The sequence below is a fragment of the Thiomicrorhabdus heinhorstiae genome (assembly GCF_013391765.2).
Classification (GTDB): Bacteria; Pseudomonadota; Gammaproteobacteria; order Thiomicrospirales; family Thiomicrospiraceae; genus Thiomicrorhabdus; species Thiomicrorhabdus heinhorstiae.
The window spans coordinates 18,656-29,755 of the sequence record NZ_JACBGI020000029.1; the positions used below are offsets into that span (position 1 = coordinate 18,656).

Below are 11,100 nucleotides of genomic sequence, written 5' to 3' on the forward strand. Positions count from 1 at the left end.
TTAAACACCAGCCGTCTTTCTCCAAAAGTGGTGGTTTGGACAGTCATAGTTACCCAGTTTGTCTTAGCTTCAAGCCGGGTATTTTTTGGCCCGACTGTTCAGCTGAACCTCATTTTTAGAGTCAGATGGCTTTTTACTTTCTTCTGCCTCTTTTTACTTTATCTCGCGCCGTTATTGATATCCAGACACATCCCGTTGATGTATTCAGGGCTGTCGGTCGCCAGCCAGAAAATCGTATCGGCTACTTCCTGTGCCGTGGCAAAACGCCCGCTGATGGTGTTGCGCAAAAATGCCTGTTGGCGGTGTTCGGGAATATTGTTCAGCAGCTCGGTTTCTGTCGGGCTCGGAGCCACGGCATTAACGATAATCCGATCTTGAAAAGCCTTGGAAAAGGCTTTGGTGGCGTTAATCAGTCCGGCTTTGGCGATGCCGTACCAGATATCCGGATGGCCGATTTGTCCGGCAATCGAGGCATTATTGACCACGCGGCCTTTGTAGGAGGACGCTTTGAGTTTTGCTTCCAGCAAGGTCGTCAGAGTAACCGGCGCAATCAGGTTCAGGTTTAAACCGTAATCACGCTTACTCTCGGGATAGGCGTCATAAGTCAGTGTCTGCAATAGACCGGCGTTATTCACCAGGACGTCGATATCGGTAATTTGCTCGGCCAGTTGCGGCAGTTTGTCTACCTGGCTCAGATCGAAGCTAATACAGCGAACATTCGGATGATTCCGATAATCAAAGGTTTCCCGATTGCTGAAATCGCGCGCCACGATAGTGACGAAATCACCGTTTTCGATAAACTTCTGCGTCAGGGCTAAACCGATTCCCTTATTTCCGCCGGTAATGACAACCTGTCTCATATGTTCCCTTTTGATGAATTGATCCGCTTAAAGCTCATCCTATGACGAGATAACAGAGTGTAACCCCGAAAAATACCGCAAGGCCAGCTTTCGCGGTAAAAACAGCAAAGTTTCAACGGTAAAGGGGTATTATGCGATCAGTTTGTGTATAAACCATTCCTTTGCAGCATCGGCGGCGAGGTCCAAGGTATCGGCTTCTTCAAACAGGTGTGTAGCCCCGGGTATGACTGTTAGTTCGCATTCACCCGCAGCAAGGTTTTGCGCCATTCGATTGAGTTCGAGTACTTCGTAGTCATGACCGCCGACAATCAGTAGAACCGGTGCCTGCACATAGGGCAGGGCGGCTTGTGCCAGGTCCGGTCTGCCGCCGCGAGACACGACGGCCGAAATCAGATCCGGCAGAGCTTGTGCCGCAAAAAGTGCAGCAGCAGCTCCGGTACTGGCTCCAAACAGCCCTAAGGGTAATTCGCTGACATCAGGAGAGGTTTTCATATATTCAACAGCGGCAATAGAACGCTGACTTAGGAGTTCTATATCGAAGCGATATTGTCGGGTGATAAGATCAATTTTATTCTCATCGTCTGTCAACAGATCGAACAGCAGGGTTGCAAAGCCGGCTTGGTTGAGAAGTTCCGCAACATGCCGGTTCCGAGAGCTGAAACGGCTACTGCCACTGCCATGGATAAAAAGAACCAACCCTCTTGCGTTTGGCGGGATGCGAAGGTTCCCTTTCAATATGGCATCGGCGACGGGAATCTGAATATCGGATTCTTTGACTTCAATACTCATTCCTTACTCCTGCCAGGCCTGTTTCAGCAGGGATTCTACCTCTTCGTCACTGACCTGTCCGAAGTCGATATACCATTGACCGATTGAAGAAAACTCATAGGGCTGGAAAGGACAGACGACATGGTCGACCAGCTGTTTTATTACCGCAATCGTATCTGGAGGGGAAACCGGTACTGCCACGGTTAAGGAGTGCGGTCCTTGCTGTTTGACGGCTTCTATCGCCGCTATCATAGTCGATCCTGTAGCAAGACCGTCGTCTACCAGAATAATATCGCGATTAGTTAAATCCGGGTGCGGACGCTCACCGCGATATGCCGTTTCACGGCGTTGCAATTCCTGGCGCTCTTTGGTTTCTACTTGGGCAATCGCTTTTTCGCCGATGTTGTAGGCGCTAATAACCGAATCGTTGAGAAATCTGATGCCGCCGCTGGAAATTGCTCCCATCGCGAGTTCAGGAAAAATCGGTGTACCGAGTTTTCTGACCAGAAGCAAATCCAGCGGAGCCTTGTAGACTTTGGCTATTTCATAAGCAACCGGCACGCCTCCACGAGGCAAGGCCAATACGAGCGGATCTTTCAGATCAGTCTCTTGTTGCAAACGTTTCGCCAACCAACGGCCGGCGACGTTTCGATCAGGGATAGGCAGCTGCATGATTCTTTCTCACTGTTAAAAGGCTGTGGCGGAAAGTTTGGCAGTGTTTAGTCTAGTCGGATGAAATTCACCTTGCAGTTTTTTCGGGTGGAAAATTGATCTGGATCGATTAATCGAAAAAGTGGGTAAAGTCTTCAACGCTTTCTCTGTCCGTTCGGTACTGGTTGACCGGGTGCTCTTGGTCTTCGTATCCCAGTGCCATGCCGCAGACCAGCAGTTTGTCTGCACCATAACCGAGTTCCTGGCGAATGATATCGGGATATTCTCCCAAAGCGCCCTGAGGACAGGTGCCAAGTCCCTCTTCGATCGCGAGAAGCATGACGTTTTGGATAAACATGCCGTAGTCCAGAAACGAACCGGTCTGCAGGCTTCGATCCATAAAGAAGTACAGCGCAACCGGCGCGTCGAAACTGCGATAGTTGGCAGCCCATTGGGCTTTTTGCCCTTCTTTGTTCTGCCGCTCGATCTGCAAGGCACCGTACAAACGTTTGCCGGTTTCGACGCGACGTTGTTTATATGGGGCTCTCCATTCGTCGGGATAATAAGCGTAATCCATTTTGCCGTGTTCCCCGGCCTGGAACTTTTCTAGCATGGCATTCTGCAAACGTTGTTTGGCAGCCCCGCTTACCACCGCCACCTGCCAAGGTTGAGTATTGACGCCGGAAGGGGCATGGCGCGCAGCTTTAAGAATACGGCGAATGATTTCTTCTTCTACCGGTGTATCCAAGAAAGCGCGTACTGAATGGCGCTGGGTAACGGCTGAATAGAGGGTTAAAGGCATGACTGGCTCCTGTTGTTTGAAGGACTTTAGTGATGAGCTGCTACATTTTCGCAGCTTCATCACGAAGTTTCAGGTTGTTTTAACTCATAGATTTTGGATCTGCAACATAAAATAAACTGATTGGAATGTATTATCTGTGTCAATTAGCATGATCTAGAATGACCATTCTAATTAACCGCGGGAGTGTACATGAATTCACCTGGATTAACCTTTATTAAAATTTTTTTTGCTCTGTTGATTTTGTCTTTTTCTATTCCAAGCCATGCCGAAGAGCTCAATAATAAAGAAGCTTTGAAGGGCATTAAGAGTATGAATGTTATTTATGATATCCGTAAATCGAATCCGAATGCCATGCTAATTTATTTGAAAGGGATTGAATCGAACCGAACCAATCTGATTAAGGAGGGGGTTGAGCCACACCAGAGAATCATTTTTATTGCCAAGTCGGTCAAGTTCATTACCACCAAGCCATCCCAAGACGTTGAAGTTGAATACGAGGATGTATTGAAAAAGGTCGCTGTACAGATACAGAGATTAGTCGATCTGGGAGTCAAAATGGAAGTCTGTTCGGCAGCTACGGCTGCGTTTAACGTCGATAATGACACCTTGTTGCCCGGTATTAAACCTGTTCGTTCAGGGTTTTTATCTGTTATGGGATGGCAAGCTCAAGGTTATCAGCTGGTTCCGGTGTACGATTAACTTGTTTGACTCGCTTTTGGGCCGATAATTTCGAACAGTCGGCGACACCAATTCTTTCTTCAACCGGCTTTTCTTTTTTATTGCCGGTTGGCTTATCAGCTCATTTTAACCAGAATATCTTCCAGCGAGTTGGCGCAGACTTGAAAGCGCTTGCCGATTTCTTTGAGTTGCAGCAGCAACTCTCGGTGAATAAACATCTCCTGCAGATTATTGCTTTTTGATAGTGATGCCATTTTCTCAACATACACATCTACCAGGGAATTATAGCAGTCCCTGACGTTTTGCGCTTCGTCGGCAACCTCTGGATGGCGCTTTTCGACGAGCATTTCAAAGCCGTTCGCCAGATGGTCGGCGCTTTGGCAGATCCGCGAGAAAATCTCGTTATAGCTGTTGTGTAATTCCAGAACCTCATAGGCTTTGGCTTCGATAATGAAATGACGGATGCTGATGGCAAGCCAATCCAGTTGGCTGATAACGCGGAAAATCGACTCGCGATCGATAGGGGTGATAAAGCTGTTGAGCAATTCGTTCATATTGCTCTCTTTAATGCTTTTCGCCTGATGTTCGTCTTCCATAACCGCCTGACAGCAAGCTTCGTTGCCTTCGATGAAGCAGGACTGCAAATCGTGAGTGATACGCTTGATGGCCTGGGCATGTAAATTCAAAGCGCCGAGAAAATCGACCTCTTTCGGCAAGACGTATTTCTGCAATAGGGACTTAAACATGGGAGCCTCCAAACAGGGTGAAAATAAGCGTGGCATATAGTGCGCCCAAAGCCATGGAAATCGGCACGTTTAAAAACCAGCCTGTAACGATGCCTTTGGCTTTGAGCCAATTAACGTGACGCGGTTTTTCCGCGGCGCCGTTACCGATCAGGGTAGCGGTGACCACTTGGGTGGTTGAAGTAGGGGCGCCGATCATAGTGGCTAGGGTATTTACGAGCGATGCGCTGAGCTGGTTGGCAACCGAATGAACCACTCGTACCCGATAAATTTCAAAACCAAGAGTTTTGATAATACTCCAGCCGCCGAAAAAAGTACCAAGAGTGATGGCGGTGGTGCACAGCAGAATCGCCCATAAAGGTATTTCAAAGTTTTGCGTCTGTCCTGAAGCCAGCAGCATCATGCCGATAATCGCCATACCCTTTTGTGCATCGTTGGCGCCGTGCGAGAACCCCAGCCAGGCGACACTGAAATACTGTGAGATCACAAACAGGTTGCGCACGCGGTAGGTGAAATTTTGGAATAGTTTCAGAATCAGTTTCATCAGTAAAAAGCCGATCAGCAAACCGAGAAACGGTGAAGCGAACAGCCCGACAACCACTTTCATCACCCCTTCCAGCTGGCCGTTTAGCATGGCTTCAATACCCCAGTTGACGTGCTGATTGCCGAGTAGAGCCAGTCCGGCGCCGACCAGGCCGCCAGCCAACGAATTGGATGAAGAAGATGGATAGCCAAGCTTCCAGGTAATGAGATTATAGGTGATCGCTGCCAGTAAAGCTCCGATGACCAGACTCTGCGCACGGTGGATTTGAACGCCTTCGATATTGACAAAGGTCCCGACGGTATCGGCAACTGCCAGTCCCATTATCAATGGACCCAGAAAGGTAAAGAACCCGGCGATAATTATCGCTATCGAGGTTTTCATGGCACCGGAAGCGATCGCTGTCGCGACCATATCGGCGGCATCGTGAAAGCCGTTGGTGAAGTCGTAGAGGGCCACAACGACGATCACCATGATTAAAAGAATAAAGTTCAGTTCCATATACTTTCAAATCGAGGAGAGTTGGCAACAGTCTAGAGTATTTTACCGGCGAAGTCCCGTCTATCTGTTATCAGCGAGCGTTACAGGGCTTCACGTGCCAGCTTGCTAATCAGCACTTTGTCAGTGTTGTCCGATTTAACGGTAACGGTTTCCAGATTGAAGCGGCAGCGTTCGCCGTTCGGTGTTATGACGGTCAAATCCTCGATATCCGCAGCCGACTCCATTCGGTGACGAGCATGGCTTGGTCCATATTGGCGCGGTGGCAGGCGATGTTTGATCATGTCTTCAATGGCTGCGATCCCGTGAAGATCGCCGAAAGGGGAAGCGGTCGACCAGGTAGCATCCTCGTGGAATAATCCGGCAACGCCATCTGCATCTCGTCGATCGACACAATCCAAAAAGCGCATTAACAGTAAGCGTTTGGAATGACGGGCTGCGTAGCTGGTGTGGAGCAGTTCATGGGCTCGATGCGAGTTCGGCTTCTCCAGTTCTACAGCATACAGCGTTTGGATATCACGGTTTTCATAAGAGCGTCTGCGCGGCGTATTCCGATCAATGGCGTAGATCGCCTGCATACGTTTCTGCAGAACTTTCGGGTCCATGGATTTGGGTTCGCCGCCGCCGCCGAGACAGCCGCCGACGCAAGCCATGACTTCGATAGCGACATATTCCTCCCGCCAGCTGTCTATTAGCAACATGCGTTGGGCGGCAGCGATACCGTTGCAGATCGCGACCTTGCCGATGCCCGGAATGTCGGCCTCTTTGACGCCTTCCGTAACGCCGCGTAATTGGTGCCATTCCAACGGTAATGCCTCTTCCTGACCGGTAAAGTGTGCGGCGGTACGCACGACAGCTTCCATGACGCCGCCGGAGGCTCCGAAAATCTGCGCCGCGCCGGTGCTTTCGCCAAGAGGATTGTCGAATTCGCCGTCTTCTTGCAGAGCATTAAAAGCAATGCCGCGTGCTTTAATCATTCTTGCCAGTTCACGAGTTGTTAAGACATGATCGATATCGCCGGATACACCGGGACGGAGCGCTTCGTCTTTCTTGGCGGTACAAGGCATGACGCTGACGACATAAGGTTCTTTTTTGCCTTGGGTAAAATCGGTGCCGAGCGAACGGGCAAAGGCGCCGCGTTTGGTCAGAGCGCCGTGCATCTGTTGCGGGGATTTGGTCGTGCTCAAATGAGGCAGCAGATCGGGACGATTAATTTCGACCCAGTTGACCCAGCCTGGACAGCAGGAAGTAAATAACGGCAGATGCTTGCCGCTTTTGAGGCGGGTCAAAAATTCCGTGCCTTCCTCCATAATTGTCAAATCCGCGGCAAAGTTGGTATCGAAAACGTAGTCAAAACCGAGTTTTCTAAGCGCGTTAATCATTCGGCCTGTGCTGACCGTGCCCGGTGGCATGCCAAATTCCTCACCGATAGCGACGCGGGTAGCGGGGGCGACCTGTACCGCCGATACACGTCTATGCGTATCCAGAGTATGCATGACCTCGTGCCATTGCGGTGTTTCGATCAGCGCGCCGGTCGGGCATACTAAAGTGCATTGTCCGCAGGAGATGCATTTTGTTTCCGAAAGGGAGCGGTCGAAAACCGTAACCGGCATGCGTTCCGATCCGTGTTCGGCAAAGCCGATAATATGCTGTTGCTGCCCGGCATCGCCGCAAGCTTCGACACACAAACCACATTCAATACACTTCGACAGATCGCGCCAGATGCTTGGAGAGGTGTGGTCGGTGATCTTGTGTTCAGGATGTGCGCGAGAACCGATAGGCAGTTTTTCCCAGCGCTCTTCCAGCTGGTATTCATTGACCAGATTCTGGAACTGGCAGGAGCCGTTTACTTCGCAACGAATACAGTCGTTTGGGTGGCGAGCCAGTAACCACTGCATGTCCGCTTTGCGAAATTCCAGCAGCTCTTGGCTATCGGTGTCGATCACATCTCCATCATGGGCCAGAGTTTTGCATGCGGGTTGTGCTCTGGCAGCGCCTTTGACTTTAACGAGACACATGCGGCACACGGCGTGAGTCGGCAGGCGGGGATAATAGCAAAGGGTCGGGATATGCACTCCGGCGGCATTGGCTGCATCGAGCAGAGTCGAATTTTCGCCCAGTTCAACCGTTCTGTCATTAATCGTAACCTTAATCATGTGAACCTTCCTGTGCTCAGGTCTATCGTGGTTGTCATGGGCCGGACGTTTAGTAATCGCAGAGTACATCGAAAGGCAGTAGTAAAGCCCATAACTTTCCATGCAAATTATAGGGTTAATCTAGCACCCGAAGTCTACTGAATCAATCGTGCTGGGGGAGCTGAAATTGTTTCCTGATAGCAGGTTGGTTTAGTCGGGAGGGAAAAAACCGCGAAATGAAGGCGTGAAAGCTTAAGAAATCTTTAAGATTATTATTTCTTATCTAATCATAAGTAGGAATTGATGGTAAGGTTTATCCAAAGACAGTTTTTAAGCGGGCGGTGCTATAGATCACCGTATCAATTCCAACCAGGCCTTAAAACAATGGAGATATGGCTGATGCGTAAACTATTAATTGCAACTTTATTCGGAGCTTCTTTTGTCATGACTGCACAAGGTGCGGCAGCTGCAGAAGGAGGCGTGTGTCAAACCGTCAAACCAAACCCGACAACCATTATCGAGAATTTTCACGCGAACTATCTGCCGAATCTATTGCCGGCGGTTCTAAACAGTGAAAAGGCACTTAATCTGAGCGCGGAACAGTGCCAGAAATTCAATAAGTTCAAAACCGAAAAGGCACCTAACGGTAAAAAGTTGATTGCTAAAATCATTAAAATGGAAGGCGAATCGCGTCAAATGGCATTGGAAGGTGCCGATTTGAAAACCATCCAGGCCCGCAACGAGGAAATCGCCGCTTTGAGAGCCAAGCTGGTAACCGGCAAAATGAAGTGCCATCAGTTTGTTAAAAGCGTGCTAACACCTGAGCAATACAGCAAACTGATTAAAGAAGTCTATCCGGCAATGCGTGCTAAAGCCGAAGAGCTGGTTTTGCCGAAGCCATAAATCTTATATGAAAACGTTACTTTCTGAGCTGGCGCTAACAGGAAGTGAGGCAGCCCGCCGAGATTTCCTCTGCGGGCTTTTTTATTTTTGCAGAAATTCGAGAATGTCCTGCATGGAACCGCTAAAGGCGACTTTGTGTTGTTTTTTTTGCATCTGGTAGTCGTACATCGGATCGTAGTATTCCACCAACAGGGTTTCAATCCAGCCTCTGTGACCTTCGGTTACTCCATGCGTTATCTGCAGCTGCAGCGCCGCATCAAATTGTTGCAGGACTCGCTGATAACGCTCTCCGCCAAGCCTTCTCTGAATGCGATTGAAGGCAGCAAGCATAAACGTTTGCCAATCCTCGATAGAATAGTATTCCTCTTGAGCCTGAACAACGTATTCATCGAGTGTGATCGAGACACGTTCTTCCAGTGGCGTTTCCAGAAGAATCCGCTGTCCGCTCTTCAAGAAATCGAAAAGCGGTTTAGACATATTGACCGTGCCGATGTTGCGGCCTTCGTCTTCAATGATCAGCCGTTTAGAATTGCTTTCCAGAAAGCGGATCAGTGCCATGGAGAGTTTGTTTTCGAAGTTGATCTGTGTCGGCTGCGGGGTCGCATGTCGGCCGAATGCCGATCCTCTGTGGTGGGCAAGCGTTTCGAGATCCAGCGCTTGCAGATCCGCAGTCTCTGGCAACTGTTGAAGCAATTGAGTTTTACCGGAACCGGTTCTGCCGGCTAAAACGATTGGTTGAATACCGGCTATGGTGAATAGATCGGGAACCGATTCCAGAAAATCGATTAAGTAGCGTCGAAAAGCTTTATAGCCGCCTTTAAGGCGAACGATTCTCCGACCGTTATCCTGCAACCACTGTTGGGCAATTTTCGAACGCATGCCACCACGAAAGCAATACAGCAATGCATCCGGATGGCGATCCATAAACTCTATCCAGGATTGAATTCGCGGTGCGCGGGTGATTTCGTTGACCAGTTTATGTCCAAGCTTTACTGCGGCTTCGTTGCCGTGTTGCTTGTAGCATATACCGACCTTTTGACGTTCTTCGTCGTTCATTAACGGCAGATTGCTGGCGCTGTAAAAAGCGCCCTGTGCAAATTCCACCGGTGCCCGAACGTCGATCAAAGGCGTGTTGTTGAGGACAATCGATTTGAAATCGTCGGTTTGAGGTAAATCCGCGTCGAAACGGGTCAGGGTTGGCGTCATCAAATGACCTCGACGACATGCGATGAATCGGCTTTAGGTGCTGTTCTGCCAATCGGTTCCAGTTGAAGATCATAGCGGACCGCAATCGCTTTGAATTCGTCGACTGACTCGGGTTTGACAACGGCAAGCAAGCCGCCGGAAGTTTGCGGATCGCATAGAATCATTTTTTGATCTTCCGTCAGGGCTTGTCCTTGGGAACCGCTTACTTTGTGTCCGTAGCTGTCGAAATTGCGTCCGGTTCCGCCGGGTGTGCAGCCTTGCGCAAGGTAGTTTAAAACATGTGGCAGAATTGGAACCCTGGCAAATTCAATCTGCGCGCTAATATCGCTGCCTTCGCAAATTTCGATCAAATGACCCAAAACGCCAAATCCGGTCACGTCGGTCAAGGCGGTCACTCCGTCCAGTTTGGCAAACTCACTGCCGGCTTTATTCAGAGTGGTCATCGCCTCGATTGCCATTTGCAGATGTTCGGGTTGGATTTTCTTCTGTTTTTGTGCCGTGGTTAAGATACCGATTCCAAGCGGTTTGGTAAGAAACAGCTCGCAGTGTGCTTCGGCGGAGGCGTTGCGTTTCAAGTGTTCGTTTTGTACCAGTCCCGTGACTGCCAGGCCGAAGATCGGTTCCGGCGCGTCAATCGAGTGTCCGCCGGCTAAAGGAATACCAGCCGCCTGACAGACGGCGCGACCGCCTTCGATGACCTGTTGTCCGACCTCAGGAGAGAGTTTATCGATCGGCCAGCCGAAGATAGCGATGGCCATTAACGGATTGCCGCCCATTGCATAGATGTCGCTGATCGCATTCGTCGCGGCGATTTTTCCAAAAGTGAAGGGGTCGTCGACAATCGGCATAAAAAAGTCGGTAGTACTCAATACCGAAGTGCCGTTGCCTAGGTCATAGGCGGCAGCATCGTCTTTGGTGCTGTTACCGACCAATAAAGCCGGATGAGGGGCGATCTCCATTGAAGTTTTAAGAATGTTATCGAGGATCTTCGGAGAGATTTTGCAACCGCAACCTGCACCGTGGCTGTATTCGGTTAATTTAATCAGTTGTTCAGTACCGTTTTGGTTTGTATCCATTGAATTCCGCTTCCTCAAGTTTTGCATGGGTTAAGTATAACTTGAGTTGTGAATCGAATTTGATCTTAACCATTTTCAGTCGGTTTTTCGGATGAAGTTTGTTCATCTCCACCAAAGAATCGCTTTTTCTTTCTTAACAAAGAATGACAACACTTTATACGGCAGCGGAATAAAATTAATTCTCACTTAATAATTAAGTTATTGAAAACAAATGGAAAAGTATTTATCTGGTTGTCTCA

11 protein-coding genes are annotated in these 11,100 nt (G+C 49.3%); 2 read left to right on the top strand and 9 right to left on the bottom strand.

Translation table 11 applies throughout. The annotated features are described in order from the left end of the window. Positions 1-158: 158 nt before the first annotated feature. The 4 genes from H8792_RS10910 to H8792_RS10925 all read right to left on the bottom strand — a co-directional run bounded on the left by H8792_RS10910 (position 159) and on the right by H8792_RS10925 (position 3,081). Positions 159-860, bottom strand: coding sequence for an SDR family NAD(P)-dependent oxidoreductase (locus H8792_RS10910; protein WP_185978997.1), 702 nt, complete (start codon positions 858-860; stop codon positions 159-161). A gap of 129 nt (positions 861-989) precedes the next feature. Then, on the bottom strand, positions 990-1,649 hold the full coding sequence (locus tag H8792_RS10915) for a dienelactone hydrolase family protein (protein ID WP_185978998.1): 660 nt from the start codon (positions 1,647-1,649) through the stop codon (positions 990-992). A gap of 3 nt (positions 1,650-1,652) precedes the next feature. Then, a complete protein-coding gene (locus tag H8792_RS10920; protein ID WP_185978999.1) occupies positions 1,653-2,300 on the bottom strand; it encodes a phosphoribosyltransferase in 648 nt (215 codons plus the stop codon). Between the two features lie 109 nt (positions 2,301-2,409). After that, a complete protein-coding gene (locus H8792_RS10925; RefSeq protein WP_185979000.1) occupies positions 2,410-3,081 on the bottom strand; it encodes a nitroreductase in 672 nt (223 codons plus the stop codon). Positions 3,082-3,270: 189 nt separating this feature from the next. On the opposite strand from H8792_RS10925, the gene H8792_RS10930 reads away from it, so the two are divergent. Beyond that, on the top strand, positions 3,271-3,780 hold the full coding sequence (locus H8792_RS10930; protein ID WP_185979001.1) for a DsrE family protein: 510 nt from the start codon (positions 3,271-3,273) through the stop codon (positions 3,778-3,780). Positions 3,781-3,875: 95 nt separating this feature from the next. On the opposite strand, the gene H8792_RS10935 is transcribed toward H8792_RS10930, so the two are convergent. From H8792_RS10935 to H8792_RS10945, 3 genes are all read right to left on the bottom strand, one after another. Continuing rightward, a complete protein-coding gene (locus H8792_RS10935; protein ID WP_185979002.1) occupies positions 3,876-4,505 on the bottom strand; it encodes a DUF47 domain-containing protein in 630 nt (209 codons plus the stop codon). Further along, positions 4,498-5,544, bottom strand: coding sequence for an inorganic phosphate transporter (locus H8792_RS10940; protein WP_185979003.1), 1,047 nt, complete (start codon positions 5,542-5,544; stop codon positions 4,498-4,500). Before H8792_RS10940 ends, H8792_RS10935 begins: the two co-directional genes overlap by 8 nt. An 80-nt stretch (positions 5,545-5,624) precedes the next feature. Further along, on the bottom strand, positions 5,625-7,697 hold the full coding sequence (locus tag H8792_RS10945) for a [FeFe] hydrogenase, group A (RefSeq protein ID WP_185979004.1): 2,073 nt from the start codon (positions 7,695-7,697) through the stop codon (positions 5,625-5,627). 378 nt (positions 7,698-8,075) lie between these two features. Between H8792_RS10945 and H8792_RS10950 the strand changes: the two genes are divergently transcribed. Continuing rightward, positions 8,076-8,579, top strand: coding sequence for a Spy/CpxP family protein refolding chaperone (locus H8792_RS10950; RefSeq protein WP_185979005.1), 504 nt, complete (start codon positions 8,076-8,078; stop codon positions 8,577-8,579). Between the two features lie 81 nt (positions 8,580-8,660). Here H8792_RS10950 and mnmH read toward each other — a convergent pair whose 3' ends face one another. Together mnmH and selD are read right to left on the bottom strand one after the other, a co-directional pair. Then, positions 8,661-9,785, bottom strand: a complete 1,125-nt coding sequence (gene mnmH / locus H8792_RS10955) for a tRNA 2-selenouridine(34) synthase MnmH (protein WP_185979006.1) — start codon at positions 9,783-9,785, stop codon at positions 8,661-8,663. Further along, the gene (gene selD, locus H8792_RS10960) at positions 9,785-10,861 is read right to left on the bottom strand and encodes a selenide, water dikinase SelD (RefSeq protein ID WP_185979007.1); all 1,077 of its coding nucleotides are present in this window, start codon (positions 10,859-10,861) and stop codon (positions 9,785-9,787) included. Before selD ends, mnmH begins: the two co-directional genes overlap by 1 nt. Positions 10,862-11,100: the final 239 nt, after the last annotated feature.